The sequence below is a fragment of the Leclercia sp. 1548 genome, assembly GCF_050435045.1.
GTDB lineage: Bacteria > Pseudomonadota > Gammaproteobacteria > Enterobacterales > Enterobacteriaceae > Enterobacter > Enterobacter adecarboxylatus.
Genome location: NZ_JBNDJP010000004.1, coordinates 300,941 through 327,363 on the forward strand (window position 1 = coordinate 300,941; position 26,423 = coordinate 327,363).

The 26,423-nt window shown below is 54.2% G+C and carries 27 protein-coding genes and 1 tRNA gene; 14 read left to right on the plus strand and 14 right to left on the minus strand.

Going from position 1 to position 26,423, the window contains the following annotated elements; translation table 11 throughout:
- Positions 1-24 precede the first annotated feature (24 nt).
- Positions 25-963 (plus strand): LysR family transcriptional regulator, encoded by a 939-nt coding sequence (locus ABIE02_RS14030; protein WP_032613792.1) that lies wholly within the window; start codon positions 25-27, stop codon positions 961-963.
- Here ABIE02_RS14030 and ABIE02_RS14035 read toward each other — a convergent pair.
- Positions 950-1,642 (minus strand): aspartate/glutamate racemase, encoded by a 693-nt coding sequence (locus ABIE02_RS14035; RefSeq protein ID WP_032613794.1) that lies wholly within the window; start codon positions 1,640-1,642, stop codon positions 950-952. The two genes, ABIE02_RS14030 and ABIE02_RS14035, sit on opposite strands and share 14 nt — an antisense overlap.
- A gap of 137 nt (positions 1,643-1,779) precedes the next feature.
- Between ABIE02_RS14035 and ABIE02_RS14040 the strand changes: the two genes are divergently transcribed.
- The 6 genes from ABIE02_RS14040 (at position 1,780) to ABIE02_RS14065 (ending at position 7,938) form a co-directional block, all read left to right on the plus strand.
- Positions 1,780-2,103, plus strand: coding sequence for a cupin domain-containing protein (locus ABIE02_RS14040; protein WP_032613796.1), 324 nt, complete (start codon positions 1,780-1,782; stop codon positions 2,101-2,103).
- 412 nt (positions 2,104-2,515) lie between these two features.
- On the plus strand, positions 2,516-3,406 hold the full coding sequence (locus tag ABIE02_RS14045) for a carbohydrate ABC transporter permease (protein ID WP_032613798.1): 891 nt from the start codon (positions 2,516-2,518) through the stop codon (positions 3,404-3,406).
- Positions 3,399-4,301, plus strand: a complete 903-nt coding sequence (locus ABIE02_RS14050) for a carbohydrate ABC transporter permease (protein ID WP_032613800.1) — start codon at positions 3,399-3,401, stop codon at positions 4,299-4,301. Before ABIE02_RS14045 ends, ABIE02_RS14050 begins: the two co-directional genes overlap by 8 nt.
- Positions 4,302-4,313: 12 nt before the next feature.
- On the plus strand, positions 4,314-5,441 hold the full coding sequence (locus ABIE02_RS14055) for an ABC transporter ATP-binding protein (RefSeq protein ID WP_032613802.1): 1,128 nt from the start codon (positions 4,314-4,316) through the stop codon (positions 5,439-5,441).
- A 13-nt stretch (positions 5,442-5,454) separates the two neighbouring features.
- Entirely contained in the window at positions 5,455-6,744 is a 1,290-nt protein-coding gene (locus ABIE02_RS14060; protein ID WP_032613804.1) for an ABC transporter substrate-binding protein, read from the plus strand.
- A 66-nt stretch (positions 6,745-6,810) separates the two neighbouring features.
- The gene (locus ABIE02_RS14065; RefSeq protein ID WP_200142746.1) at positions 6,811-7,938 is read left to right on the plus strand and encodes an oligogalacturonate lyase family protein; all 1,128 of its coding nucleotides are present in this window, start codon (positions 6,811-6,813) and stop codon (positions 7,936-7,938) included.
- A gap of 93 nt (positions 7,939-8,031) precedes the next feature.
- Here the strand turns inward: ABIE02_RS14065 and araE are convergent, their stop codons facing one another.
- From araE to kduI, 3 genes are all read right to left on the minus strand, one after another.
- The gene (araE, locus tag ABIE02_RS14070) at positions 8,032-9,465 is read right to left on the minus strand and encodes an arabinose-proton symporter AraE (protein ID WP_223263958.1); all 1,434 of its coding nucleotides are present in this window, start codon (positions 9,463-9,465) and stop codon (positions 8,032-8,034) included.
- Between the two features lie 296 nt (positions 9,466-9,761).
- Positions 9,762-10,523: a 2-dehydro-3-deoxy-D-gluconate 5-dehydrogenase KduD gene (kduD, locus tag ABIE02_RS14075; protein WP_103792592.1), complete on the minus strand. Its 762-nt coding sequence runs from the start codon at positions 10,521-10,523 to the stop codon at positions 9,762-9,764.
- Between the two features lie 62 nt (positions 10,524-10,585).
- Entirely contained in the window at positions 10,586-11,422 is an 837-nt protein-coding gene (gene kduI, locus ABIE02_RS14080) for a 5-dehydro-4-deoxy-D-glucuronate isomerase (RefSeq protein ID WP_077227196.1), read from the minus strand.
- 453 nt (positions 11,423-11,875) lie between these two features.
- On the opposite strand from kduI, the gene ABIE02_RS14085 reads away from it, so the two are divergent.
- Positions 11,876-13,051, plus strand: coding sequence for an oligogalacturonate lyase family protein (locus ABIE02_RS14085; protein WP_429211300.1), 1,176 nt, complete (start codon positions 11,876-11,878; stop codon positions 13,049-13,051).
- 144 nt (positions 13,052-13,195) lie between these two features.
- Here the strand turns inward: ABIE02_RS14085 and ABIE02_RS14090 are convergent, their stop codons facing one another.
- Together ABIE02_RS14090 and ABIE02_RS14095 are read right to left on the minus strand one after the other, a co-directional pair.
- Positions 13,196-13,879: a porin gene (locus ABIE02_RS14090; RefSeq protein WP_032613817.1), complete on the minus strand. Its 684-nt coding sequence runs from the start codon at positions 13,877-13,879 to the stop codon at positions 13,196-13,198.
- Positions 13,880-14,207: 328 nt separating this feature from the next.
- Positions 14,208-15,386, minus strand: coding sequence for an acetyl-CoA C-acetyltransferase (locus ABIE02_RS14095; protein WP_032613822.1), 1,179 nt, complete (start codon positions 15,384-15,386; stop codon positions 14,208-14,210).
- A gap of 236 nt (positions 15,387-15,622) precedes the next feature.
- Between ABIE02_RS14095 and ABIE02_RS14100 the strand changes: the two genes are divergently transcribed.
- Together ABIE02_RS14100 and ABIE02_RS14105 are read left to right on the plus strand one after the other, a co-directional pair.
- Entirely contained in the window at positions 15,623-16,801 is a 1,179-nt protein-coding gene (locus tag ABIE02_RS14100) for a M20 aminoacylase family protein (protein ID WP_032613824.1), read from the plus strand.
- Between the two features lie 14 nt (positions 16,802-16,815).
- Complete coding sequence (locus ABIE02_RS14105) at positions 16,816-17,592, plus strand: ABC transporter substrate-binding protein (protein ID WP_032613826.1); 777 nt, start codon at positions 16,816-16,818, stop codon at positions 17,590-17,592.
- 14 nt (positions 17,593-17,606) lie between these two features.
- On the opposite strand, the gene ABIE02_RS14110 is transcribed toward ABIE02_RS14105, so the two are convergent.
- Both ABIE02_RS14110 and ABIE02_RS14115 read right to left on the minus strand, forming a co-directional pair.
- Positions 17,607-18,134 carry a cupin domain-containing protein gene (locus ABIE02_RS14110; protein ID WP_112300308.1) on the minus strand — a complete coding sequence of 176 codons (528 nt, stop codon included), beginning with the start codon at positions 18,132-18,134 and terminating at the stop codon, positions 17,607-17,609.
- A gap of 81 nt (positions 18,135-18,215) precedes the next feature.
- The gene (locus ABIE02_RS14115) at positions 18,216-19,091 is read right to left on the minus strand and encodes a LysR family transcriptional regulator (RefSeq protein ID WP_032613829.1); all 876 of its coding nucleotides are present in this window, start codon (positions 19,089-19,091) and stop codon (positions 18,216-18,218) included.
- Positions 19,092-19,197: 106 nt separating this feature from the next.
- On the opposite strand from ABIE02_RS14115, the gene ABIE02_RS14120 reads away from it, so the two are divergent.
- Both ABIE02_RS14120 and ABIE02_RS14125 read left to right on the plus strand, forming a co-directional pair.
- Positions 19,198-19,659 (plus strand): multidrug/biocide efflux PACE transporter, encoded by a 462-nt coding sequence (locus tag ABIE02_RS14120; RefSeq protein WP_059307252.1) that lies wholly within the window; start codon positions 19,198-19,200, stop codon positions 19,657-19,659.
- A gap of 118 nt (positions 19,660-19,777) precedes the next feature.
- A complete protein-coding gene (locus ABIE02_RS14125; RefSeq protein WP_130588244.1) occupies positions 19,778-21,007 on the plus strand; it encodes an amino acid permease in 1,230 nt (409 codons plus the stop codon).
- Between the two features lie 43 nt (positions 21,008-21,050).
- On the opposite strand, the gene ABIE02_RS14130 is transcribed toward ABIE02_RS14125, so the two are convergent.
- Positions 21,051-21,323 (minus strand): GNAT family N-acetyltransferase, encoded by a 273-nt coding sequence (locus tag ABIE02_RS14130; protein ID WP_059307250.1) that lies wholly within the window; start codon positions 21,321-21,323, stop codon positions 21,051-21,053.
- Between the two features lie 10 nt (positions 21,324-21,333).
- Positions 21,334-21,564: a 4Fe-4S mono-cluster protein YjdI gene (gene yjdI, locus ABIE02_RS14135; protein WP_032613838.1), complete on the minus strand. Its 231-nt coding sequence runs from the start codon at positions 21,562-21,564 to the stop codon at positions 21,334-21,336.
- Positions 21,565-21,774: 210 nt separating this feature from the next.
- Here yjdI and ABIE02_RS14140 point away from each other — a divergent pair, with 210 nt between their 5' ends.
- On the plus strand, positions 21,775-22,002 hold the full coding sequence (locus tag ABIE02_RS14140) for a hypothetical protein (protein ID WP_150872338.1): 228 nt from the start codon (positions 21,775-21,777) through the stop codon (positions 22,000-22,002).
- Between the two features lie 35 nt (positions 22,003-22,037).
- Here ABIE02_RS14140 and ABIE02_RS14145 read toward each other — a convergent pair.
- Positions 22,038-22,111, minus strand: a tRNA-Gly gene (locus ABIE02_RS14145).
- Between the two features lie 80 nt (positions 22,112-22,191).
- Positions 22,192-22,953 (minus strand): amidase activator ActS, encoded by a 762-nt coding sequence (gene actS, locus ABIE02_RS14150; protein ID WP_373407781.1) that lies wholly within the window; start codon positions 22,951-22,953, stop codon positions 22,192-22,194.
- Between the two features lie 161 nt (positions 22,954-23,114).
- On the opposite strand from actS, the gene idi reads away from it, so the two are divergent.
- Positions 23,115-23,666 (plus strand): isopentenyl-diphosphate Delta-isomerase, encoded by a 552-nt coding sequence (gene idi / locus ABIE02_RS14155; RefSeq protein WP_200142750.1) that lies wholly within the window; start codon positions 23,115-23,117, stop codon positions 23,664-23,666.
- A gap of 46 nt (positions 23,667-23,712) precedes the next feature.
- Here idi and lysS read toward each other — a convergent pair whose 3' ends face one another.
- Together lysS and prfB are read right to left on the minus strand one after the other, a co-directional pair.
- Complete coding sequence (gene lysS, locus ABIE02_RS14160) at positions 23,713-25,230, minus strand: lysine--tRNA ligase (protein WP_032613846.1); 1,518 nt, start codon at positions 25,228-25,230, stop codon at positions 23,713-23,715.
- Positions 25,231-25,239: 9 nt separating this feature from the next.
- Positions 25,240-26,338 (minus strand): peptide chain release factor 2 gene (gene prfB / locus ABIE02_RS14165; RefSeq protein ID WP_103792602.1). Its coding sequence is split into 2 segments (ribosomal slippage): positions 25,240-26,262 and positions 26,264-26,338, totalling 1,098 coding nucleotides; the frame shifts between segments, so codons are not numbered across the junction.
- Positions 26,339-26,423 lie beyond the last annotated feature (85 nt).

The window sequence follows — 26,423 nt, forward strand, 5'->3', positions numbered from 1 at the left end:
TTACGCGCAACCAGGTCGCCTTCCATGCCCGCAGTAAACTTACGCCATATTGAAATTTTCCACGCCGTGATGACCGCCGGAAACCTCACCGAAGCCGCGCGCCTGCTGCACACCTCGCAGCCGACGGTGAGCCGCGAGCTGGCGCGCTTCGAGAAGGTGATCGGCCTGACGCTGTTTGAGCGCACACGCGGGCGGCTGCATCCCACCGTGCAGGGGTTACGGCTGTTCGAGGAGGTGCAGCGCTCCTGGTACGGGCTGGATCGCATCGTCAGTGCCGCCGACAGCCTGCGCGAATTTCGCCAGGGCGAGCTGTCTGTCGTTTGCCTGCCGGTCTTTTCCCAGTCGTTTTTGCCCGCCCTGCTGCAGCCGTTTCTCGCCCGCTACCCGGACGTGAACCTGACGATCGTCCCGCAGGAGTCGCCCCTGCTGGAGGAGTGGCTCTCGGCCCAGCGCCACGATCTGGGCCTGACCGAAACTCTCGCGACCCCGGCGGGCACCGCGCGCCACGAGCTGCTGTCATTAGATGAAGTGTGCGTTTTGCCCGCCGGGCATCCGCTTGCTGCCAGAGCGGTGCTGACGCCGGCAGACTTTCAGGGCGAGAACTACATCAGCCTGTCGCGCACCGACAGTTACCGGCAGCTGCTGGATACCCTGTTTGCCGAACATCAGGTGAAACGACGCATGGTGGTGGAGACGCACAGCGCCGCCTCGATCTGCGCGATGGTGCGCGCGGGAGTAGGGATATCAGTGGTGAATCCGCTGACGGCGCTGGATTATGCCGACAGCGGAATTGCGATCCGCCGGTTCAGTATTTCGGTGCCCTTTACGGTGAGCCTGATCCGCCCCCTGCACCGCCCGGCCTCGGCACTGGTGGATGCCTTTAGCGCCCATTTGCAACAGGGCTTGAGCACCCTCGTTGATCCGCTGGAGCGGCTTTTAACTTCGCACGCTACGAAAGCATAAACGTCACTGCATCGGCGGCGTGGATCGCAGCGGTATCGAACACCGGGATCGGGCTTTCATCCGCCGGGATCAGCAGGCCGATCTCGGTGCAGCCAAAGATCACCCCCTGCGCCCCGCGATCGGCCAGCTTCTGGATAACGCTCAGGTAGTAGTGCCGCGATGCGTCGCTGAAGGTGCCGAGGCACAGCTCCTCAAAGATAATCTGATTGATACGCGCCCGATCTGCCTCGTCCGGGATCAGGCTCTCGATGCCGTACTGGTCCGTCAGCCTTCCGCGGTAGAAATCCTGTTCCATGGTGTAGCGGGTGCCGAGCAGCGCCACACGGTTCATGCCCGCTGCGGTAATGGCCCGCCCGGTGGCGTCGGCGATATGCAGGAACGGCAGCGAGCAGCGCGCTTCAATCTGCCCGGCGACTTTGTGCATGGTATTGGTACAAAGCAGAATGGCCTCCGCCCCTGCTCCCTGCAACCCCAGCGCTGCCTCCGCCAGGATCGCGCCAGCCTTCTCCCAGTCACCGCTGGACTGGCAGGCTTCTATCTCATGAAAATCGACGCTGTGCAGCAGCAGGCTGGCCGAGTGTAATCCCCCCAGGCGCTGCTTCACCCCCTCGTTAATCAGACGGTAATACGGAATGGTGGATTCCCAACTCATTCCTCCCAACAGGCCAATCGTTTTCATTGCGCTCTCCTTTCCGGTTTTACCCAGTGAAGCAAACTTGTGATCGAGTTTCCAGTTCTCTGGTTTCACATTTCCTTTTACCCGGCACTGGGATAAATTAAATGAAACGGTGTTTCACTATATAACAGGATATGAGCATGTTTATTTTCCACAAAGAGACCACGCTTCAGGATTTGGGTAATGGCGTTTCACGTCGCATTCTGGCCCATGACGGCAAAATGATGGCGGTGGAAGTCAATTTCGAAGAGGGTGCCGTTGGCCCGATGCATAACCACCCGCACGAGCAGCTGACCTACGTATTATCCGGTGAATTCGAATTTACCATTGGTGAAGAGAAACATGTCGTCACTGCCGGAGACACGCTATATAAAGAGCCTCATGTCATGCACGGCTGCGTTTGCCTGAAGCCGGGCACTCTGCTGGATACCTTTACCCCGGTTCGTGAAGACTTCCTGAAATAATGAAAAGGCGATGCTTCGGCATCGCTTTTTTGGTCCGCGCCTTATGCCCCAATCATTCAACAAGTAAATTATATCCTCGCTACCTTATTTGTAGCCCCCCACTTGCTACAAATGTTAGTAGTTTGTAACTGCCGCCGATAGTTTCCAGAATACGGGCGTAAAGTCCCTGTTTAACTGGTTTTTTCTCATCGCCTTTCTTCGCAAGCCGATAAAAATGCCACCCATCTCACCTTATTGAAACGCTGTTTCGACCGCGATCACATTTCCACTATTTATCGAATGACGTGGATTTAAATCGCAATAAAATAAATTAAAACGATGTTTTACAAATTGAAAACACCGGTTCATATGTTTTAAAAATGGCTCACCGCACAGATTCCGTTTTAAACCATTAATTACCAGGTAGGTATGTATGAATGAAAACAAGATGCTGGGGCTGGCGTGGATATCACCCTACATAATTGGGCTGATACTCTTCACCGCCTTCCCCTTCGTTTCATCGTTCTTCCTCAGTTTTACTGAGTACGATTTGATGAGCCCGCCGGTATTTAACGGCATTGAAAACTATCGCTACATGTTTACGGAAGATACCCTCTTCTGGAAATCCATGGGCGTGACCTTTGCCTACGTCTTTTTAACCATCCCATTGAAGCTGGCCTTTGCGCTGGGAATTGCGTTTGTTCTGAACTTTAAACTGCGCGGCATCGGCTTTTTCCGTACGGCGTATTATATTCCGTCGATCCTTGGCAGCTCCGTCGCCATTGCCGTGCTGTGGCGCGCCCTCTTTGCCATTGATGGCCTGCTTAACAGCTTTATTGGCGTGTTCGGTTTTGACGCAGTGAACTGGCTTGGCGAACCCTCTCTGGCGCTGATGTCCGTGACCCTGCTGCGTGTCTGGCAGTTCGGCTCCGCGATGGTGATCTTCCTCGCCGCCCTGCAGAACGTTCCGCAGTCGCAGTATGAAGCCGCGATGATCGACGGCGCGTCCAAATGGCAGATGTTCATGAAAGTCACCGTGCCGCTGATTACCCCGGTGATCTTCTTCAACTTCATCATGCAGACCACTCAGGCGTTCCAGGAATTTACCGGGCCGTATGTTATTACCGGCGGTGGACCAACCTATTCCACCTACCTGTTCTCACTGTACATCTACGACACCGCATTCAAGTACTTTGACATGGGTTACGGCGCTGCACTGGCCTGGGTCCTGTTCCTGGTAGTTGCTGTCTTCGCCGCTATCGCCTTTAAGTCTTCGAAATACTGGGTGTTCTACTCCGCCGATAAGGGAGGCAAAAATGGCTGATATTCAACAACTCTCCACGGCGAGAAGCATCGCAGAACGTGAAGTGGCCCGGACGCTGCGTCGTGAAAAAATAAGCGCCAGCATTCGCTATGTGATCCTGCTGTTTGTCGGCCTGCTGATGCTCTATCCGCTGGTGTGGATGTTCTCGGCGTCGTTCAAACCGAACCACGAGATCTTCACCACCCTGAGCCTGTGGCCAGCCCATGCCACCTGGGACGGCTTTATCAATGGCTGGAAGACCGGGACCGAGTACAACTTCGGTCATTACATGCTGAACACCTTTAAGTATGTGATCCCGAAAGTGATCCTGACCATTATCTCCTCCACCATCGTGGCGTACGGCTTTGCCCGCTTCGAGATCCCGTGGAAGAAATTCTGGTTCGCGACGCTCATCACCACCATGTTGCTGCCAAGCACTGTGCTGCTGATCCCTCAGTACCTGATGTTCCGTGAAATGGGCATGCTCAACAGCTACATGCCGCTGTACCTGCCGCTGGCCTTCGCCACGCAAGGGTTCTTCGTCTTCATGCTGATCCAGTTCCTGCGCGGCGTACCGCGTGACATGGAAGAAGCCGCACAGATCGACGGCTGTAACTCCATCCAGGTGTTGTGGTACGTGGTAGTGCCGATCCTGAAACCGGCCATCATTTCTGTCGCACTGTTCCAGTTTATGTGGTCAATGAACGACTTTATCGGGCCGCTGATTTACGTCTACAGCGTGGATAAATACCCGATTGCACTGGCTCTGAAAATGTCCATCGACGTCACCGAAGGTGCGCCGTGGAACGAAATTCTGGCAATGGCGAGCATCTCCATTCTGCCATCCATCATTGTCTTCTTCCTGGCACAGCGCTACTTCGTACAGGGCGTAACCAGCAGCGGAATTAAAGGTTAAGAGGGAAATATCATGGCTGAAGTTATTTTCAACAAACTGGAAAAGGTTTACTCCAACGGCTTCAAAGCGGTACATGCTATCGACCTGAAAATCGCTGAAGGTGAGTTCATGGTGATCGTCGGCCCATCCGGCTGCGCGAAGTCCACCACCCTGCGTATGCTGGCCGGCCTTGAGACCATCAGCGGCGGCGAAGTGCGTATCGGCGACAAGATCGTCAATAACCTCGCGCCGAAAGAGCGTGGGATTGCGATGGTATTCCAGAACTATGCGCTCTACCCACACATGACCGTGCGTGAAAACCTGGCCTTTGGCCTGAAGCTGAGCAAGCTGCCGAAAGCGCAGATTGAGGCTCAGGTTAACGAAGCGGCCAAGATCCTGGAACTGGATGAACTGCTGGATCGTCTGCCGCGCCAGCTCTCCGGTGGTCAGGCCCAGCGTGTGGCCGTAGGCCGTGCGATTGTGAAAAAGCCGGACGTGTTCCTGTTCGACGAACCGCTGTCTAACCTTGATGCCAAACTGCGTGCTTCGATGCGTATCCGTATCTCTGACCTGCACAAGCAGCTAAAGGCCTCCGGCAAACCGGCAACCACGGTCTACGTGACGCACGATCAGACCGAAGCGATGACCATGGGCGACCGCATCTGCGTGATGAAGCTCGGCCACATCATGCAGGTGGATACCCCGGATAACCTGTACCACAAACCGAAAAACATGTTCGTTGCTGGTTTTATCGGCTCGCCGGAGATGAACATCCGCGCCAGCAAGCTGGTGGAACAGGATGGCCAGCTCTCCCTGACCATCGGCAACCAGACCATGCCGTTAAGCCCGGAGCTGAAAGAGAAAGTCGCCAGCTACGTCAACCAGGATATTTTCTACGGTATTCGTCCTGACTTCGTCTCGATCTCCGATGAGCCTTTCGCGCAGGGCTGCTGCAGCGGCGAGATGGTTCGCGCCGAAAACATGGGACATGAATTCTTCGTTTACCTGAAAGTTGGCGAGTATGAACTGACTGCCCGAATTCCTTCCGATGAAGCTAAACCTATGATCAACAAGGGCCTTCACCGTCAGGTGTACTTTAAGTTTGATATGAATAAGTGTCATATTTTTGACGCGAAAACTGAACAGAACATCTCTCTCTAATGGAGTTATAAAAATGAAAAAAGTGCTTTTAAGCGCCGTTATCTCCGCTACTTTTGGAATGAGTGCCCTACCCACTTTTGCTGCGGATAGCACAGATTTGCGTATGTCCTGGTGGGGCGGCAATGGCCGTCACCAGGTCACACTGAAGGCTCTGGAAGAGTTCCACAAACAGAACCCGGATATTAACGTTAAGGCGGAATACACCGGCTGGGACGGTCACCTGTCACGCCTGACCACGCAGATTGCGGGCGGCACCGAGCCGGACGTAATGCAGACCAACTGGAACTGGCTGCCGATCTTCTCCAAAACCGGCGACGGCTTCTACGACCTGAACAAAATGAAGGACGTGATCGATCTGACGCAGTTCGATCCGAAAGAGCTGCAGTCCACCACCGTGAACGGCAAGCTGAACGGGATCCCGATCTCCGTGACCGCGCGCGTGTTCTACTTCAATGATGAAGCCTGGAAAAAAGCGGGCGTTGAATACCCGAAAACCTGGGATGAGCTGAAAGCGGCCGGTAAAGCCTTCGAGAGCAAACTGGGCAAACAGTATTATCCGGTGGTCCTGGAGCACCAGGATACCCTGGCGCTGCTGAACTCCTACATGATCCAGAAGTACAACATCCCAGCGGTAGACGAGAAAACGAAGAAATTCTCCTACAGCAAAGAGCAGTGGGTTGAGTTCTTCCAGACCTATAAAAATCTGGTGGATAGCCACGTAATGCCGGACACCAAGTACTATGCGTCGTTCGGTAAGAGCAACATGTACGAGATGAAGCCGTGGATCGAGGGTGAATGGGGCGGAACCTACATGTGGAACTCCACCATCAAGAAATACTCCGACAACCTGAAGCCACCTGCGAAGCTGGAGCTGGGTAGCTACCCAATGCTGCCGGGTGCAACGGATGCCGGTCTGTTCTTCAAACCAGCCCAGATGCTCTCTATCGGTAAATCCACCAAGAACCCGGAAGCGGCAGCGAAAGTCATCAACTTCCTGCTGAACAGCAAAGAAGGCGTTGAGACGCTGGGTCTGGAGCGTGGCGTGCCGCTGAGTAAAGTGGCGGTGAAATACCTGACCGAAAACGGCACCATCAAAGAGGACGATCCGGCGGTTTCCGGCCTGCGTCTGGCGCAGTCCCTGCCTGCCAAACTCTCCGTATCGCCATACTTTGACGATCCGCAGATCGTGGCTCAGTTCGGCACCTCCCTGCAGTACATCGACTACGGCCAGAAAACCGTGGAAGAGACTGCCGCTGACTTCCAGCGTCAGGCTGAACGTATCCTGAAACGCGCAATGCGCTAATTAGCTTAGGTTATCAATACCCTACCGTTCCGCGGTGGGGTATTTTTTTATCTGAAGGAACATACAATGAAAGGAAAAATCATCCCCCTGAACTTCCGTACCCGTCAGGACAGCCAGACCGGCCACACCGTGATACGGATGACGCCCCCACACATTATTTGTCATCGTAATTACTTCTATCAGAAATGCTTTACCCGTGAGGGTAGCAAGATCCTTTTTGGTGGCGCCTTTGAGGGGCACTGGAACTACTATCTGTTAGATATCGACCAACAGCAGGCGACCCAACTGACCGACGGCGCCGGGGATAACACCTTTGGCGGTTTTCTCTCTGAGGATGACCAGTCCCTGTGGTACGTGAAAAACAGCCGCGAACTGCGCCGCGTGGATCTCCATAGCCTGGAAGAGTATGTGGTGTATGAGGTCGATGAGGAGTGGGTGGCCTACGGTACCTGGGTGGCTAACTCGGACTGCACGAAGCTGGTGGGTATCGAAATCAAGAAAAGCGACTGGCAGCCGCTCACCGACTGGAGCAAGTTCCGCGCGTTTTACTTCACTAACCCGGAATGCCGCCTGATCAACATCGATCTGCACACCGGCGAACGGCAGGTGATTTTGCAGGAAAAACGCTGGCTCGGGCATCCGATTTACCGGCCATTCGACGACAATACCGTGGCGTTTTGCCATGAAGGCCCGCGCGATGCTATCGATGCCCGTATGTGGCTGATTAATCAGGACGGCAGCAACCTGCGCAAGGTGCGCCAGCATGACGCGGGCGAGAGTTTTACCCACGAATTCTGGGTGCCAGATGGCTCGGCACTCTATTACGTGGCGCACAAAGAGAACGATCCGCAGCGCTATCTGTTCAGCGCCGATCCCGCGACGCTGGAAAACCGCCAGCTGATGGCGATCCCACCCTGTTCCCACCTGATGAGCAACCACGACGGCTCGCTGATTGTGGGCGATGGTGCCCCGCACAATACCGGCGATATTAGCCTCAACGATCCCTTTATCTGGGTGTTCGAGATTAAAAACGGGACGCAAAAAGCCATCTGCCAGCACAATACCAGCTGGAAAGTGCTGGATGGCGATCGCCAGGTGACGCATCCGCATCCATCGTTTTCACCGGATAATAAGTGGGTGCTGTATACCTCCGACGAAGAAGGGATGCCAGCCCTGTATCTCGCGCAGGTGTAAAAAAAGCCGGGTGGCGGCTACGCCCTCCCGGCCTACGAATAAAGGCTTTTGACCTTCCAGGCCCGGCGAGCGACGCGCCGCCGGGCATTATCCTCACACGCCAATGTTTCTTAACTTCTCCCCGGCCATCAGCTTGCGCTCGATGTGCTCCAGGGTGACGCCTTTGGTTTCTGGAATCAACCAGAAGGTGATGCCAACAAATGCCACGTTCAGCACCGTATAGAGCCAGAAAGTTCCCGCAGCACCGATAGAATCCAGCAAGGTCAGGAAGGTGGCGCCAATGATCATGTTCGACACCCAGTTGGTGGTGGTGGAACAGGTGATCCCGAAGTCGCGGCATTTCAGGGGCTGAATTTCAGAGCACAGGATCCACACTACCGGAGCAGCACTCATCGCGTAACCCGCAATGCACATCATGGTCATCCCCACTGACAGCCAGGATAAGCTGCTGGACGCCGTACCGTTATCAAACTGCATCAGGCAATAGCCGAGGATCAGCGTCCCCAGCGCCATTACGCTAAAACCAATCTTGAGGGCTGGTTTACGGCCTGCTTTATCGACGGTAAAGACCGCAATGAAGGTGGCAAACATAAATGTCAGCCCAACCACCAGCGTGGCGATCATCTGTTGTTCGGTCGTTGTGAACCCGGCCATTTTGAAAATACGGGGGGCGTAATACATGATGATGTTCATGCCGGTAAACTGTTGCATCGCCTGCAACAGCATGCCGAGAAATACCGCGCGACGAACGTTGCGGTTTATTTTGAATAAGGACCAGCCCCCCTGTTTCAGCTTGAGGCTTTCACGGATCTCATTCAGCTCTTCACGCGCTTTTTCAGAGGTATCGCGCAGCATCCGCAGCACTTCTTCCGCCTCGACGTGACGCCCTTTCTGCGCCAGCCAGCGTGGGCTGTTGGGCAAAAAGATCACCAGCACAATCAGCAGTACCGCCGGTAATGCCAGTACCCCCAGCATTGCACGCCAGTTGCCGCTGTAGCTGAAATAGGTATCAGACAAAAAGGCCAGCACGATACCCAGCGTCACCATCAGCTGGTACATGCTGATCATTTTTCCGCGCACGTTTTCGCTCGCCATTTCCGAGAGATAAAGCGGCGCGGTGTAGGACGCAATCCCCACGGCCACGCCCAGCAGCACGCGAGAAAGCAGTAAAGCTTCAACCCCTGTGGCAAACGCGGAGCCTAATGACCCCGCCACAAACAGAATGGCACCCACCATCAGGCTGTATTTTCGGCCCAGGCGGAACGAGAGCCAGCCATTGAACAAGGCACCCACTGCTGCGCCCAGCATCATGCTGCTCACCACCCACTCCTGCAGGCGATTACTCAGCGTAAAGTGGTCGGTGATAAAAGGTAACGCACCGGCAATAACGCCGATGTCCAGCCCAAACAGTAAACCGGCTACCGCCGCGGAAACAGAAACAAACATGTTCATCCTTCGGGTATCACGAAGGGCGCGGGGCATAAAGGTAGAGTCGTTAATAGATGTCATATTTTCCTGCCTGAACAGCGTAAGACGTTAAATGAAATTACGAGAAACCCTGAAAAAGTGTCAGGTCGTATAACGTGAAAATATGGATTTATTGGCTGGTAGAGGGCGATCTGTGATGGACATTACACTTTAAAACAAAGATGAAGATTCACCACTTTTAGTTAACAAGATGATTTATATGAATTAAAAATGTGATACACGTCCTTTTCGTAAAAAGACTATGGATTTTTCTCTTTTATTAATATGGACAATGACTAATTCAGGGCAAAAAAAACCTCCGCCCGGGGGCAGAGGTCTTTTGGCAGGGGCGAGAATTAACGCGCCAGCCAACCACCGTCAACGGCAACGGTGTAGCCGTTGATGTAATCAGATGCGCTGGAAGCCAGGAACACAACCGGCCCCATCAGATCGCTTGGCAGACCCCAACGACCCGCCGGGATACGCTCGAGGATCGCTGCGCTACGCTCTTCGTCTGCACGCAGCTGCTGGGTATTGTTGGTCGCCATGTAACCCGGTGCGATGGCGTTCACGTTGATGTTGTGCTGCGCCCATTCGTTCGCCAGCAGACGGGTAACGCCCATTACGCCACTTTTTGACGCGGTGTAAGAAGGCACACGGATGCCGCCCTGGAAGGAGAGCATAGAGGCGATGTTGATGATTTTGCCGCCGTTGCCCTGCGCGATAAAGTGTTTCGCTGCTGCCTGAGACATGAAGAACACGCTCTTGATGTTCAGGTTCATGACGTCATCCCAGTCCTGCTCGCTGAAGTTGATCGCGTCTTCACGACGGATCAGACCTGCGTTGTTAACCAGAATGTCGATTTTACCGAACTCAGCAACCGCACGCTCCAGCAGCTCAGGGATGGCGTCGATTTTACGCAGGTCAGCGGTCAGGCTCAGGAAACGACGGCCCAGCGCGGTCACACGCTCAATGGTCTCCTGCGGCTCAACGATGTTGATCCCGACGATATCACAGCCCGCTTCCGCCAGACCCACTGCCATGCCCTGGCCCAGACCGGTATCACAACCGGTGACGACCGCAACTTTACCTTGCAGAGAAAATGCATCCAGAATCATTTTTTATCCTTTATCTTTCAGCGCCTGAACGAACAGGCAAGTTTATGCTTAACTGTCCGCGACTAGCGCAGATCCTTAACGGCAACATGGTCCATATCATCGAAGACCTGGTTTTCACCCACCATGCCCCAGATGAAGGTGTAGGCACGCGTACCCACGCCAGAGTGAATAGACCAGCTTGGCGAGATCACCGCCTGCTCGTTATGCATGACGATATGGCGAGTTTCCTGCGGCTGTCCCATCATGTGGAATACACAGGCGTCCTCTTCCATATTGAAGTAGAAGTACACTTCCATGCGGCGCTCGTGGGTATGGCACGGCATGGTGTTCCACAGGTTGCCCGGCTCCAGCTCGGTCAGGCCCATGCTGAGCTGGCAGGTTTCCAGCACATCAGGAACGAAGTATTTGTTGATGGTGCGACGGTTGCTGGTGAGGTTGTCACCCAGGGTGACCGGAGAGACCTCTGCCGGGGTCACTTTTTTGGTTGGATAGGTGGTGTGTGCCGGGGCGCAGTTGTAGTAGAACTTCGCCGGTTTGCCGCTATCGACGCTGGCGAAGACCACTTCCTGCGCGCCTTTACCGACGTACAGGGCATCGCGATGGCCGATCTCATAGCATTGACCGTCAACGGTGATGGTGCCCGGGCCGCCAATGTTAATCACGCCCAGCTCACGACGCTCCAGGAAGAAGCTGACGCCAAGCTGCTTGCCCACTTCACCCCCAACAGAGACCGTTTTTGCCACCGGCATGATGCCGCCAACAATGATGCGGTCAATGTGGCTGTACACCATGGTGTACTCATCCGCGACAAACACTTTCTCGACTAAAAACTCATCGCGCAGTCCCTGGGTATCCAGCGTTTTTGCATGCGCGCTGTGGATGCTTTGTCTGACTTCCACATTAACCTCCAGAATTTATCGGCCCCGAAGGCCTGGATAATTAACAAAACGGTGTTCCGTTTTCATGATGGGCACATATTATCTGCTGTGAAATGGGTTTTCAATTACATTTAAAACGATGTTTCACTTTTTCTGTCAGTTAATCTCAAAATTGCAGTTGCGATCACGATTGTCAGGGAGTTGACATCGCGTTGTTTAAACGATTTTTTAACCGCACATTTTTAATTTTCAAATTTAACAACAAGTTAATATAGAAAAAAAAGCGATACCGATATGATACAAATCTGAACAGATATAAAGAGGATGATGATTTTGCGGGCTTTTTCTTCAGAAGTGCGCCACCAGTCACACACACTGAAACGATGTTTTGATAATTTAACACCCAGTTTTTAAACTCATATTATACCGAGTGAACCGCAGGGAAATCCTGCCGTCGAATTCAAGGAGCGCATTATGGCAAAAGGCATGCGGGTCAAACTGAACTATGATGTCAGTCGCGACCCGAATACAGGTGTGGAAGTAACCCGCCTGACACCACCTGAAGTTACTTGTCATCGTAACTACTTCTATCAAAAATGCTTTTTCAACGACGGTAGCCATCTGCTGTTTGCCGGTGAATTCGATGGCCACTGGAACTACTATCTGCTGGATCTGGAAAAGGCCGAAGCGGTGCAGTTAACCGAAGGCGCGGGCGATAATACCTTTGGCGGTTTCCTGTCACCGGATGATAAATCGCTTTACTACGTTAAGAATGATCGCACTCTGCGGGAAGTCAATCTGACCACCTTCGAGGAACGCGAAGTCTATCGCGTCAGCGATGACTGGGTCGGCTACGGTACATGGGTTGCCAACTCAGACTGCACTAAACTGGTCGGCATCGAAATTGCGAAAAGTGACTGGACGCCGCTGAACGACTGGCAAATCTTCCATGATTTCTTCTATAAAGGCCCACACTGCCGCCTGCTGCGCGTCGATCTGCAGACCGGCGAAAGCAGCGTGATCCACGAAGAGAAAAACTGGCTCGGCCACCCTATCTACCGTCCGTTTGACGACAACACCGTCGCGTTCTGCCATGAAGGCCCACACGATCTGGTAGATGCCCGTATGTGGATGGTCAACGAAGACGGCAGCAACGTGCGCAAGGTAAAAGAGCATGCGGAAGGTGAAAGCTGCACCCATGAGTTCTGGGTACCGAACGGCTCGGCGCTGGTGTATGTCTCTTACCTGAAAGGTGAGCAAGGCCGTACCGTGTATAGCTTTAACCCGGACACTGGCGAAAACAGCGCCGTAATGAAAATGCCGGCCTGTTCGCACCTGATGAGTAACTTTGACGGCACCCTCCTGGTCGGCGATGGTTCCGGTACGCCGGTAGATGTGAAGGACACCAGCGGTTACACCATCGACAACGATCCTTATCTCTATGCATTCGACGTGGCGAAGAAGGCTTACTTCCGTATCGCCCGCCACGATACCTCCTGGGCAACCGTGGCGAACAGCCGCCAGGTTACCCATCCGCATCCATCCTTTACCCCGGATGATAAAGCGGTACTGTTTAGCTCCGATAAAGACGGTAAACCGGCTCTTTATATTGCGAAGCTTCCTGAGCAACCTGAACTGTTGCGTGAATAAATGTTTGTGTTTGTGTTCCTGTAACTGGCCTTGCCCTCCTTTATGGAGGGCTTTTTTTTATCTGCGTATGGCTTCAGCAATAAATCGCAGACATAAAAAAACCGGCTCTTTCGAGCCGGTTAATCCCGGAGATACTGTTTATTATTAGAAGGAATAAGCTACACCGACACGGAGACGGGTCTGACGCTCATCGGTCTCTTTCACACCAATGTTGCCCACTTCACCATACGGGGCCCAGTTTTTGTCGATTTTATACGCCAGCTTGACGTTATATTCCTGGGAATAATCTTTGTTGTTATTACGGACAGTGCCTTCGGTGCTTTTCGCGTATACGTAGTTAAGCTCGGTACGCCAGTCGCCCATCACCCAGCCAACCCATGCATCGCCACGGTTAACTTTATCGTCGTCCTTATCGGCACTTGACGGATAACGGGTATAGTCATAACGATAACGCGCGGCGACGTAGAAGCCATTATCAAAGCTATATTGCGCATGCAGATACGGTTTATAAATGGTGAAACTGTCTTTACTTTCAACCGTAAAGCCTGGGGTTAAGGCAATATTCGGGGTTGCTTTCCAGCGCCAGCTGATCTGATCTTCGTGACCATTACCGACCACATCCGAAAAGGGTTGGTCAGCCTTATCGCCACCGGATTTCCATTTTGCTTCTACTGAAAAACCAAAACCATTTTCAAAACGGTGCGAAACCGACGCGCGGTCTGCGTTCGTGCCGGTATCAATATATTCGTGACGCAGATCCACGGTGACAGCCTGAGCTGCGAAAGAAGCGCCAATAAGTGAAGCAAGGACCAGAGATTTCTTAAACATGGAATAACCCTCGTTTAAAATGATGTTTCGTTTTTATGGAATTGCATTTTATTTTTTTAAATACGTAATTTTAGTGATCGCGATCGTAATTATTTGTTTCATTTTTTTTGGCAAAGTCAGGCGTGAGCAATATCAACAAAAGAGGGGTTTTAAGCGGAATTTAACGGATCGGGATCACACTAAAATCTTATTTTTGATTCAGCGAATGCAATAATTATTTCGAGGGTGTTTGAGAATTTACTTACAAGGGGAAAAATATGACACGGCTCACAAACAAATAAGCCTCCGCGACGGGAGGCTTATTGGGGTTGATATATATCAAAACATATTATCGTTCTATGGCTAAGGCCACGCCCTGCCCGCCGCCAATGCACAGCGTCGCCAGCCCTTTACGGGCATCGCGTTTCACCATCTCATGCACCAGCGAGACCAGAATACGGCAGCCTGACGCGCCGATGGGGTGTCCCAGCGCAATCGCCCCGCCATTGACATTGACCCGGCGCTCATCCCACTCCAGCATTTTGCCCACCGACAGCGCCTGAGCAGCAAAGGCTTCGTTCACTTCGATCAGATCGACATCCGCCAGCTGCCACCCTGCCCGCTCCAGACAGCGACGCGTGGCATGCACCGGCGCGATTCCCATTAAAGCAGGATCCACGCCAACGCTGGCAAAGGCTTTAATGCGCGCCAGCACCGGCAGGTTCAGCGCTTCAGCTTTACTCTCGCTCATCATCATCACCGCGGCGGCGCCGTCGTTGATGGAAGAAGCATTCCCGGCGGTGACCGAACCGGTGATATCAAAGGCAGGATTGAGTAACGCCAGCCCTTCGGCGCTGGTGTCGGTGCGCGGCTGTTCATCGGTATCGACCAACAGAGGCTCACCGTTCTGCTTCTGCGCGTTAACCGGGACAATCTCATCCCGGAAGCGGCCTGCGTCGATGGCGGCCCGGGCCTTCTGCTGCGAGCTAAGCGCATAGGCGTCCTGCCGTTCACGGGAGATACCATATTCTCGTGCCAGGTTTTCAGCCGTGACGCCCATATGGTAATCGTTGAACGCATCCCATAGCCCGTCATGCACCAGGCTGTCGATAAGCTGGCTGTTGCCCAGTTGAGCACCCGTGCGGCTATCGGTCAGGACGTGCGGCGCACGGCTCATGTTCTCCTGACCGCCGGCGATCACCACATCCGCTTCACCGCACTGGATCGCCTGGGTTGCCAGGTGCAGCGCCTTCAGCCCGGAGCCGCACACGTCGTTGATGGTAATCGCAGAGACAGTGTTGGGTAAGCCACCTTTCAGCGCGGCCTGACGGGCCGGGTTTTGCCCGGCTCCGGCGGTCAGCACCTGACCGAGGATCACCTCGTCGATCTCGTGGGCCTCAACGCCACTGCGCTCCACCAGCGCGCGAACCACCACGCTGCCCAGATCTACCGCCGAGTGGCGTGAGAGCGCTCCCTGGAAACAGCCAATTGCTGTGCGCAACGCACCCACTATCACGACGTCTTTCATCTCAACCTCTGCGCAAAATGACACCGCACATAGTAGAGGATTGTTATCAACTAATGATGTAATTGTTTAAAAATAGTGAGTTTTATCACAAAGCATCGCGTGGGTGTGGGCCGGGGCTGCCGTATGCATTCACGCCAATTATGATTTTCACGGTAATTATTAGATAACTCATTGGCATTGGGACGGCGCGGCGATAAGTTAGGAGATGCAAACACGCGTTAACACTGGAGTAACAAATGTCCGACTGTATCATTCCAGAAATAAAAGAATCAGAAGACGAAATCATCGCCATCCGCCGTCATTTACATGCCAATCCTGAATTAAGCCTTGAAGAGTTTAATACCAGTAACCTGGTTGCCCGCCAGCTGGAAGGCTGGGGTTATCAGGTGACCCGGGAGATCGGGAAAACCGGCGTTGTCGGCTCGCTCAGCAAAGGCCAGGGCAGCAAATCCATTGGCCTGCGCGCCGATATGGACGCCTTACCCATCTTTGAAGCCACCAATTTACCCTGGGCCAGTACCGTGCCGGGTAAAATGCACGCCTGCGGTCACGATGGCCACACGGCGATTTTACTGGCTGCGGCGAAATATATCGCCTCTGATGCCTGCCAGTTTAATGGCACCGTACACCTTATTTTTCAGCCTGCCGAAGAAGCAATTGGCGGCGCTGATTTAATGATTAAAGACGGGCTGTTTGACCGCTTCCCCTGCGATCGTATTTTTGCCCTGCACAATATGCCTTATCTGCCGACCGGTAAGTTTGGCTTCTATGAAGGCAACTTTATGGCCTCTGCCGATACCGTGAAAATTACCCTGCAAGGGTACGGTGGGCATGGCGCACACCCGGAACGCACCGTGGATCCGATTGTCACCGGGGCCGCCCTGATCATGTCCCTGCAGAGCATTGTGGCGCGTAACGTGCCGCCGGGTGAAACCGCCGTGGTGACCGTAGGGACTTTCCAGGCGGGCATTGCCTCCAACGTGATCCCGGACAGCGCGGTAATGGAGCTGACGGTGCGTTCAATGAAACCGGAGATCCGCGACCTGCTGATCCGCCGCATTCAGGAGCTTACCGATTTTACCGCCCGCAGCTACGGTGCCACCAGCGAAGTGGAGATCTATGACTCCTACCCGGTACTGGTGAACGATGCCGAGCAGACTGCCTTCGCCCGCCAGCTGGCCGTCGAATTTTTTGGCGAAGATGCGGTACTCGACAGCGTCTCGCCGTCCAACGGCAGTGAAGATTTTGCCTTTATGCTTCAGCAACGTCCGGGCAGCTATTTCCTGCTCGGCAACGGCGAGAAAGGGGAAAAAGGCGGCTGCATGGTGCATAACCCCGGCTACGACTTCAATGATGAGATCATCACAACCGGGGCCTCCTTCTTTGCTCGTCTGGTTGAAAACTACTGCCGTTAAAACAGGGACCTGAAATGAAAAAATACCTTTTACCGCTGGTCGCGTTACTGGCAGCGTCGTCTGCTTTTGCAGCCGAGACGAAAGAGCTGCGCTTTGGCGTGGATCCCACCTTTGCACCCTTCGAGTCAAAAAACCCGCAGGGCGAGGTGGTCGGTTTTGATATTGATTTGGGCAATGCCATTTGTCAGCAGCTACAGGCCAAATGCGTCTGGGTTGAAAGCAACTTCGACGGCATTATTCCGTCCCTGAAGGCGCGTAAATTTGATGCCATCCTCTCAGGGATGTACATCACTGAGAAACGTAAAGAGCAGATTGCCTTCAGCGATAAAATTTACAGCGGCCCGGCCTTCCTGGTGGCGCGTAAAAACAGCCTTACCAGCGCCAGCGTGGATCAGCTGAAAGGGAAAACCATCGGCGTGGAGCAAGGTTCCGCTCAGGAAACCTATGCTAATGAACAGTGGCGCGGCAAGGGTGTCAACGTCGTGGCCTATCAGGGCGCTGACCAGGTGATCCGCGACCTCGAATCCGGGCGTATTGACGGCGCGGTGCTCTCCGGGGTGATGGCAGAATACAGCTTCCTCAACAAACCGCAGGGGAAAGATTTCGCCTTTGTTGGCGGCGCGCTGCAGGACGATGCGCTGTTTGGTGCCGGGGCAGCCATTGGTCTGCGCAAAGAGGATGATCAGCTGCGCCAGGAGCTGAACGGGGCGATCGCGGCGATCCTGGCCGACGGAACCTACAAAAAGCTTGCTGCCAAATACTTTAGTTTTGATATTTATACCGGCAAGTAATGCTATCCCGCCCTTCACGGGCTGAAGGGCGGGGTTTTCCAGTACTGGGTTAAGGGGAGCGAGTTGCCATTCACCGGATCCTGCTCAGGAAACGGCAGCGAGACGATACGCGACAGGACTGCGGGCGTCGCTGCCTGCTTACACAGATCGAACTCCATGCCCGGCGGATAAGCGCCCACTACCTGAAAATCGAGCGTCGCCGATAAGCGGCAGTGTCCGGTTCCCGCAGGCAATAAAAGGGCGTCCCCGGCTTCGACCTCCACCTCTTCTCCCCCTGGACCGCCGATGACCAGGCGCGCCGCACCGCGGGAAACCCCCAGGACTTCATGCGCAGTGGAGTGGTAATGGTGATAATCAAAAATCCCATCGCGCCACTGAGGCGGCCAGCCGTTGTCGGCAAAGCGCTGTTCAAACTGACTGGCAAAATCGCCATCCGTAACTGCCCCTTTATAAATCAGTACCGGCAGATGGGGATTATTCGGCACCCAGTCTTTTGACGAGAGCATCAACACCCGGGGCGTTATCTGGTTGTTAGCGGCCATGTCTCTTCTCAGTCGGTTAATTTACCCCATTCAGTGTAGACCTTTTAGATTTTGCTACCGATCAGGAAAATGTCGTATTCGTCACACGGGATCCGCCTTGTGCTGCAGATAGTGCCGCAGCCAGTTTCCCGCCGTGCCTGGCGGGGAGCGTTTATTCCATACCAGATCGATCGCCACCGAACGCGGCCAGCCCGACACGTTGAGCTGCACCAGCGTTTTCGCAGGCGCAAACTCCTCCACCAGCGCAGAGGGCAGCGCGCACCAGCCGAAGCCCTGCACCGCCATGCTGAGCAATAGCAGGTAGTTGGGTGCCGACCACACCGGCCCTTGCGCCAGCACCGGTTCGCGCTCCAGATAGGTATTCAGGCGCAGCTCCCGCCAGCCGTGTAGCTCGTCGGCTTCGATGCGGCTTTGCGCGGCGAGGGGATGCGTGGCGGAGGTATAGATCGCCATGTGGGTCTGCATCGGCAGGCGGATAGCGGCAATGTCGGTAGGATAACTTTCCCGCGCCTCGGTGAGGCCGATATGCGCCCGCCCCTTTTGTAGCAGGTCGATGACATCTTCCTCCTCACCAATCAGGCATTCGAACTCGGTATGGGGAAATCGCGCGTCAAAACGAAACAGCATCTCCTCCAGCACGTCCGGGTGCAGGGTGTCCGAGAGAACAAAGGTCAGGCGCGCTTCGGTCTCTTCGCTGAGGGAGACCGCCAGTTCGTCGAGCCTTGCGCTGGCCGCGAGGATCGACTGGACGTAGCCCAGCACTTGCTTGCCCTGGGGGGTGAGTACCGGCTGGCGGGCGCTGCGATCGAACAGCGCAAAGCCGAGGTCATCTTCCAGATGGGCGATGGCAGTACTGATGGTGGACTGGCTTTTACGCAGGCGGCGGGCGGCGGCGGAGAACGAGCCTGCGGAAACCGTCTCGACAAATGCCGTTAAGGCTTCGGGTGAGTAGCGCATGATGTATCTACTTTATCGATGGAATCTAACTTTAATATATCAGTTTTAGCGATAAAAATAGCGCCCTGGCTCTGCCCATCCTGGCAGGTTAATGAGGTATCAGGTTATGCAGCACAACGATATTCAGCGCAGAAAACTGCCGGAACGCATCTTCCACGCCGTCTTATTCGAAGGGATTGCCACGGCGATCCTGGCCCCCACCACCGCCTGGCTGATGCAACGTCCGGTGCTCGAGATGGGCGGGTTAACCATTCTTCTCGCCACGACGGCGATGATCTGGAACATCATCTATAACGCCGGTTTTGACAGACTGTGGCCGCGGCATATCGTTACCCGCACCGCCAAAGTTCGTGCCCTGCACGCCCTTGGCTTCGAAGTCGGGTTTATTTTTATCGGCGTCGGCATTGTTTCGCTGGTGCTGGGCGTGAGCCTGTTGCAGGCGTTAACCTTAGAGATTGGCTTCTTTATCTTCTTCCTGCCGTACACCATGGTCTATAACTGGGCGTACGACACCCTGCGCGATCGCATCATGAAGCGCCGCCAGCAGCAGCACGCTGCCACGTCTTAATCCCTCCGGCCGGAAATGCTTTCCGGCCCGCTCCCTTCAGCGCCAACTGCGACCCCTACGGGTAATTATGGTAAAATAGTCTCCTTTTTGTTGGTTTCATAGTTGATACGTTTCTCTCATGTCGAAAATCTGGTCTAAAGAAGAGACCCTCTGGAGCTTTGCCCTGTACGGCACAGCCGTGGGCGCAGGAACCCTGTTTCTGCCCATCCAGTTAGGATCTGCGGGCGCTGTCGTCCTGTTCATCACCGCCCTTGTGGCGTATCCATTCACCTACTGGCCCCACAAAGCGTTATGTCAGTTTATCCTCTCAGCGAAAACGAAAGGCAGCGAAGGGATCACCGGTGCGGTGACGCACTACTACGGGAAAAAGATCGGCAATCTGATCACCACGCTCTACTTTGTCGCCTTTTTTGTGGTGGTGCAGATCTATGCCGTGGCGATCACTAACTCTCTGACTGAGCAACTGGCGAAGCATATCCCGGTAGACATGACCGTGCGGGTGCTGGTCAGTCTGGGCGTCGTGCTGACGTTGAATCTGACCTTTCTGATGGGGCGTCATGTCACCATCCGGGTGATGGGTTTTCTGGTCTTTCCGCTGATCGCCTACTTCCTGCTGGTGTCGCTGTATCTCACCCAGAGCTGGCAGCCCTCGCTGCTCACCAGTCAGATGAGCGTTGATCAGCACACCCTGCACCAGGTGTGGATCTCCATTCCGGTAATGGTGTTCGCCTTCAGCCATACCCCGATTATTTCGACCTTTGCCGTTGACCGACGTGAGAAATATGGCGACGCCGCGATGGGCAAATGTACCCGCATCATGAAGGTGGCGTACCTGATTATCTGCCTGAGCGTGCTGTTCTTTGTCTTCAGCTGCCTGCTGTCGATCCCTCCGTCTTACATCGTGGCCGCTAAAGAGCAAGGGGTTACCATTCTCTCTGCCCTCTCGATGATGCCCTCTTCCCCTTCGTGGCTTGGGATCTCCGGCATTGTGGTGGCCATCATCGCGATGTCGAAGTCGTTTCTCGGCACCTATTTTGGGGTGATTGAGGGGGCTACGGAGATAGTGAAATCGGGGTTAAATCAGGTTGGCGTCAAGAAAAGCCGGGCCTTCAATCGAGCCGTGTCGGTGATGGGTGTTTCGCTGATCACCTTTGCGGTGTGCTGCATTAACCCGAATGCTATCTCGATGATCTATGCCATCAGCGGACCGCTTATCGCCATGATCCTGTTTATCATGCCGACCCTGTCCACCTTCCTTATTCCGGCCCTGAAACCTTACCGCTCCGTTGGCAATGTGCTGACGCTGATCGTTGGGGTGCTATGCGTGTCGGTGATGTTTATCGCCTGACCAGGAGGCAGCACGCTGGTTTGCGGCAGCGTGCTGTTCAACATTAAGCGCGGATACTGTCATACTCGCGGTTGTTATCAAATTCGTGTTTCGCGAACGGGCACAGCGGGATGATTTTGCGATTTTCTGCGCGCATTTTTTCCACCACCTTCGCGACCAGTTGTTTGCCCACGCCCTGCCCTTTCAGGCTGGGATCGACATCGGTGTGCTCAATAATGCTGAGGTGTTCGCCGGTGGGAACAAAAACGATCTCCGCGACCTGGTTACCGTCGGCATCATTCACATAAAACTTGTTATGACCTTCCTGAATTTCCATGTTTTCTCGCTTATTTATGGCGGTATTTAAGTGCGCCGCTTGGGCAGGTGTCAATCACACGCACGACCGTATCAACATCCACTTCATCAGGGATGATCCACGGTTTACGTTTCAGGTTGAAGAGTTTGGCGCTGCCGCGCACGCAGTTTCCCGCGTGCTGACAGATACCGGTGTTGAAGTAGACATCAATTTTCTCACCGGTATAGGCCCGGTACCCGGCTTGCAGGAGATCGTTATCCATGACATTGCCTCTGTCGTTATTATGCTTTCGGGAATAGGGATGATGCTGGCTGTGAGAACCAAAAAGTTAACATTTATTTAATAGAATGATCCAGTGCCTTAAGCGGGGCAGAATTCTGACTGAGAAATCATGCTATTAATCAACGTTAAGGTGGTGTCTTTCAGGTAGTCTGTTTTTTATCAGCAGACTACCCGGAGCGTCTGAATCACCATGGATAACCCGCTATTTTTAAAAGGATTAGTTGTTTTACTGCTCGCCTTATGGGCGTGGGATATCATTAGAGCAAAACGCAAAAAGCAGCCTGCGGATCCCGCCATTGCACACGCTGATGCCCGGGAACGCCAGGCATGGCGCTATGTCAGATGGGGTTTTCGGGTAATACAGATCGCCTGTGCGCTCTATTTCGTACAAATGCTGATTCAGATCTTACTGGTGTAAATTGGCAGGAAATAAGGGAACGTAAGAAGAGATGCTGGAGCGGGCGAAGGGAATCGAACCCTCGTATAGAGCTTGGGAAGCTCTCGTTCTACCATTGAACTACGCCCGCTTTGAGGTGCGTAAAGCATTATAGACCTTACGCCCCTTCTGACAAGACTCCCCTGCGCTAACCGGCGATTAAATAACCACTTAGCACTTCGGTTTGCCGCCCGGCGCCGGTAAATAGCGTACCGGGTCGATGGCGGTTGCCTTATAACGAATCTGGAAATGAAGCGCCACGGTGTTGGAGCCGGTGCTGCCCATGGTGGCGATCTTCTGCCCGGCCTTCACGTTTTGTCCGTTATTCACCAGCAGGGTGTCATTATGTGCATAGGCGGTGATGTAATCCTCGCCATGCTTAATCATGATCAGGTTGCCATAGCCGCGCAGCTGGTTGCCGACATAGACCACCTTGCCCGCATCGGAGGCGTAGACCGGCGATCCGCGGGTGCCCGCGATATCAATCCCTTTGTTGCCCCCTTCCGAGGTGGAGTACGGTATCACCACTTTGCCGCTGGCGGGCCAGATCCAGCAGCGCTGTCCGACGGGTGGCCAGGAGGACTTAGGCACGACGTAAGAAGGAGTGACTGCGGCGGTTTTACCTTTGCTACGTGAAGAGGATTTTTTAGCTGTGGCGCTGCTGCCGTTAACCTTCAGCTTTTGCCCCACTTCAATGGTGTAAGGCGGCGAAATATTGTTCAGGCGCGCCAAGTCCTTCACGCTGGTGCCAGTCGCACGCGAGATGCGGTACAGCGTATCGCCGCGTTTAACGGTATACACAGCACCAGAATCCGATGACTGATTGCCTGCGCATCCCGCCAGCAACAGGGCCAGGATCAGGCAAAACAGAGCAGAAACAGGGTTTTTCGTCGGGCTTCCTGCAAACAAAACAGTTCCTCGGTCAACGTGAATGGCCGCGCTATCATAGCAGCCCCACCGCGGATGCCCAAGAGCACCCTATGCGACAAACAGTTTAATGCCGATTGCGATATAATCGCCCGGGTCAGGCCGCGCTGAACTTAGTGGAACACTAACAAGTCAGTATCGCCTGACGATTTCAGCACGGAGTTACAATGGACACACACGAACACGTCATTTTGGTCAACGACCTGGGAAAGATAATCGGCACTCAGGAAAAGTACGCTGCACACACCTCTCACACCCCACTACATCTGGCCTTCTCTTGCTGGCTTTTCAACGACAAGGGTGAGTGTCTGGTCACCCGTCGCGCCATGAGCAAAAAAGCCTGGCCCGGTGTCTGGACCAACTCCGTTTGCGGCCATCCGCAACAGGGTGAAACGTCAGAACAGGCCATAATCCGCCGCTGCCGCTACGAAGTGGGCGTCGAGATTGCCGGGATTATTCCGGTCGCACCCGCATTCCGCTACTGCGAAACCGATCCCTCCGGGATTGTTGAAAACGAAATATGCCCGGTCTTCGCGGCACATGCTGTCAACGACGTAAACATCAATCGCGACGAAGTGATGGAGTATCAGTGGGTAACGCTTGAAGCACTGTTACGCGCGCTGGAAGCCACCCCTTGGGCCTTTAGCCCGTGGATGGTGATGGAAGCGAGAGCGGCAGAAGAGGGTTTGGTCCGCTTCGCAGCAGACGCGAAGCAATAAAAAAGCCCCGACGCGATTAACGCCGGGGCTTTCTGGTAGCTGTGGCTTACTTAACCGGACGCATCGCCGGGAACAGGATCACATCACGGATGGTGTGGCTGTTGGTAAACAGCATCACCATACGGTCGATACCAATGCCCAGGCCCGCTGTTGGCGGCAGGCCGTGTTCCAGCGCGGTCACGTAGTCTTCATCGAAGAACATGGCTTCGTCGTCACCCGCCGCTTTCGCATCAACCTGATCCTGGAAGCGCTGCGCCTGATCTTCTGCATCGTTCAGCTCGCTAAAGCCGTTGCCGATTTCGCGGCCACCGATGAAGAATTCAAAGCGGTCAGTGATCTCCGGGTTCTCGTCGTTACGACGCGCCAGCGGAGAAACTTCTGCCGGGTATTCGGTGATGAAGGTAGGCTGAATCAGGTGCGCTTCCGCCACTTCTTCGAAGATCTCGGTCACGATACGGCCCAGACCCCAGCTCTTCTCAACCTTGATACCGATGCTTTCAGCGATCGCTTTCGCAGAGTCGAAGTTATCCAGGTCAGCCATCTCGGTTTCAGGACGGTATTTCTTGATCGCTTCGCGCATGGTCAGCTTAACGAACGGCTTGCCGAAGTCGAAGACTTCTTCGCCGTAAGGCACTTCAGTGGTACCCAGAATATCCTGCGCCAGCGTACGGAACAGGGATTCGGTCAGCTCGATCAGATCTTTGTAATCCGCGTAAGCCATATAGAGTTCCATCATGGTGAACTCTGGGTTATGACGTACGGAGATGCCTTCGTTACGGAAGTTACGGTTGATCTCGAATACGCGATCGAAACCGCCCACCACCAGACGCTTCAGGTACAGTTCCGGCGCGATACGCAGGTACATGTCCAGGTCCAGGGCGTTGTGATGCGTGATAAATGGACGCGCAGACGCACCGCCCGGGATCACCTGCATCATTGGGGTTTCCACTTCCATAAAGTCGCGGCCCACCATGAACTGACGGATGCCAGCCATAATCTGGGAGCGAATTTTGAAGGTCTTGCGGGATTCATCGTTAGAGATGAGATCCAGGTAACGCTGACGATAACGCGCTTCCTGATCCTGCAGACCGTGGAACTTGTCCGGCAGCGGGCGCAGGGCTTTGGTCAGCAGGCGCAGCTCGGTGCAGTGGATGGACAGCTCGCCGGTCTTGGTTTTGAACAGCTTGCCTTTAGCGCCCAGGATATCGCCCAGGTCCCACTTCTTGAACTGCTCGTTGTAGATCCCTTCCGGCAGATCGTCGCGGGAGACGTACAGCTGAATGCGGCCGCCAACGTCCTGCAGGGTGATGAAAGACGCTTTACCCATGATACGACGGGTCATCATGCGGCCTGCAACGGCCACTTCGATGTTCAGCGCTTCCAGCTCTTCGTTCTCTTTAGCGTCGAAGTCAGCGTGCAGTTGGTCTGAGGTATGATCGCGACGAAAATCGTTCGGGAACGGCACACCCTGCTCGCGCAGTGCAGCCAGCTTCTCGCGGCGGGTTTTCAGTTCATTGTTAAGATCGACGACCGCGTCAGCGCCCTGTGCTTGTTGTTCAGACATGTTGGTTCCTCATAACCCTGCTTTCAGACTTGCTTCGATAAATTGGTCCAGGCTGCCGTCCAGCACCGCCTGCGTGTTACGGGTTTCGACACCGGTACGCAGGTCTTTGATGCGGGAGTCATCAAGGACGTAAGAACGGATCTGGCTGCCCCAGCCGATGTCGGATTTGTTATCTTCCATCGCCTGCTTCTCAGCATTTTTCTTTTGCATCTCCAGTTCATAAAGCTTCGCTTTCATCTGCTTCATGGCCTGGTCTTTGTTTTTATGCTGGGAACGGTCGTTCTGGCACTGTGTTACCAGCCCGGTCGGAATGTGGGTAATACGCACCGCGGATTCCGTACGGTTAACGTGCTGACCACCCGCACCGGAGGCGCGATAAACGTCGATACGCAGATCCGCTGGGTTGATTTCGATGTCGATATCGTCCTTCACTTCCGGGTAGACAAACGCGGAACTGAAAGAGGTGTGACGGCGACCGCCGGAGTCGAACGGGCTTTTACGCACCAGGCGGTGAACGCCGGTTTCCGTACGCAGCCAGCCGTAGGCGTAATCGCCAATGATTTTGACGGTGACAGATTTCAGGCCTGCCACTTCACCTTCAGACTCTTCGATGATCTCGGTCTTGAAGCCGCGGGCTTCAGCCCAACGCAGGTACATACGGGTCAGCATGCTGGCCCAGTCCTGTGCTTCTGTACCGCCGGAACCTGCCTGAATATCCAGGTAGCAGTCGGCGCTGTCGTATTCACCGGAGAACATACGACGGAATTCCAGCTGTGCCAGCTTCTCTTCCAGACCGTCGAGTTCTGCTACGGCTTCGTTGAAGGTCTCTTCGTCGTCGGCCTCAACGGCCAGTTCCAGCAGCCCGGAAACGTCATCCAGACCCTGTGCCATCTGATCCAGCGTATCAACGATAGCTTCCAGAGAGGAACGCTCTTTACCCAGCGCCTGTGCGCGTTCAGGTTCGTTCCAGACGTCCGGCTGTTCCAGCTCGGCGTTTACTTCTTCGAGACGCTCTTTCTTGGCATCGTAGTCAAAGATACCCCCTAAGAACGTCGGAGCGCTCCGTGAGGTCCTGAATGCGGTTTTTTACCGGATTAATTTCAAACATGGTCTGTTTTCTTTTATGGACGAGTCAAAATGCGGTTATAAGGGCGGAATTGTACCGGATTCACGCCCTTTTTTATAGCGGAATA

What these genes read in the sequence shown, in the direction of transcription:
- ABIE02_RS14100 (WP_032613824.1), top strand. Translation starts at nt 15,623, where the DNA reads ATGTCCGACTGTATCATTCCAGAAATAAAAGAATCAGAAGACGAAATC.
- idi (WP_200142750.1), top strand. Translation starts at nt 23,115, where the DNA reads ATGGACACACACGAACACGTCATTTTGGTCAACGACCTGGGAAAGATA.
- ABIE02_RS14060 (WP_032613804.1), top strand. Translation starts at nt 5,455, where the DNA reads ATGAAAAAAGTGCTTTTAAGCGCCGTTATCTCCGCTACTTTTGGAATG.
- kduD (WP_103792592.1), bottom strand. Translation starts at nt 10,523, where the DNA reads ATGATTCTGGATGCATTTTCTCTGCAAGGTAAAGTTGCGGTCGTCACC.
- ABIE02_RS14085 (WP_429211300.1), top strand. Translation starts at nt 11,876, where the DNA reads ATGGCAAAAGGCATGCGGGTCAAACTGAACTATGATGTCAGTCGCGAC.
- ABIE02_RS14050 (WP_032613800.1), top strand. Translation starts at nt 3,399, where the DNA reads ATGGCTGATATTCAACAACTCTCCACGGCGAGAAGCATCGCAGAACGT.
- lysS (WP_032613846.1), bottom strand. Translation starts at nt 25,230, where the DNA reads ATGTCTGAACAACAAGCACAGGGCGCTGACGCGGTCGTCGATCTTAAC.
- ABIE02_RS14045 (WP_032613798.1), top strand. Translation starts at nt 2,516, where the DNA reads ATGAATGAAAACAAGATGCTGGGGCTGGCGTGGATATCACCCTACATA.
- ABIE02_RS14130 (WP_059307250.1), bottom strand. Translation starts at nt 21,323, where the DNA reads ATGGAAATTCAGGAAGGTCATAACAAGTTTTATGTGAATGATGCCGAC.
- ABIE02_RS14110 (WP_112300308.1), bottom strand. Translation starts at nt 18,134, where the DNA reads ATGGCCGCTAACAACCAGATAACGCCCCGGGTGTTGATGCTCTCGTCA.
- ABIE02_RS14055 (WP_032613802.1), top strand. Translation starts at nt 4,314, where the DNA reads ATGGCTGAAGTTATTTTCAACAAACTGGAAAAGGTTTACTCCAACGGC.
- ABIE02_RS14065 (WP_200142746.1), top strand. Translation starts at nt 6,811, where the DNA reads ATGAAAGGAAAAATCATCCCCCTGAACTTCCGTACCCGTCAGGACAGC.
- ABIE02_RS14090 (WP_032613817.1), bottom strand. Translation starts at nt 13,879, where the DNA reads ATGTTTAAGAAATCTCTGGTCCTTGCTTCACTTATTGGCGCTTCTTTC.
- ABIE02_RS14105 (WP_032613826.1), top strand. Translation starts at nt 16,816, where the DNA reads ATGAAAAAATACCTTTTACCGCTGGTCGCGTTACTGGCAGCGTCGTCT.
- ABIE02_RS14125 (WP_130588244.1), top strand. Translation starts at nt 19,778, where the DNA reads ATGTCGAAAATCTGGTCTAAAGAAGAGACCCTCTGGAGCTTTGCCCTG.
- ABIE02_RS14095 (WP_032613822.1), bottom strand. Translation starts at nt 15,386, where the DNA reads ATGAAAGACGTCGTGATAGTGGGTGCGTTGCGCACAGCAATTGGCTGT.
- ABIE02_RS14035 (WP_032613794.1), bottom strand. Translation starts at nt 1,642, where the DNA reads ATGAAAACGATTGGCCTGTTGGGAGGAATGAGTTGGGAATCCACCATT.
- ABIE02_RS14120 (WP_059307252.1), top strand. Translation starts at nt 19,198, where the DNA reads ATGCAGCACAACGATATTCAGCGCAGAAAACTGCCGGAACGCATCTTC.
- ABIE02_RS14030 (WP_032613792.1), top strand. Translation starts at nt 25, where the DNA reads ATGCCCGCAGTAAACTTACGCCATATTGAAATTTTCCACGCCGTGATG.
- ABIE02_RS14140 (WP_150872338.1), top strand. Translation starts at nt 21,775, where the DNA reads ATGGATAACCCGCTATTTTTAAAAGGATTAGTTGTTTTACTGCTCGCC.
- ABIE02_RS14040 (WP_032613796.1), top strand. Translation starts at nt 1,780, where the DNA reads ATGTTTATTTTCCACAAAGAGACCACGCTTCAGGATTTGGGTAATGGC.
- yjdI (WP_032613838.1), bottom strand. Translation starts at nt 21,564, where the DNA reads ATGGATAACGATCTCCTGCAAGCCGGGTACCGGGCCTATACCGGTGAG.
- ABIE02_RS14115 (WP_032613829.1), bottom strand. Translation starts at nt 19,091, where the DNA reads ATGCGCTACTCACCCGAAGCCTTAACGGCATTTGTCGAGACGGTTTCC.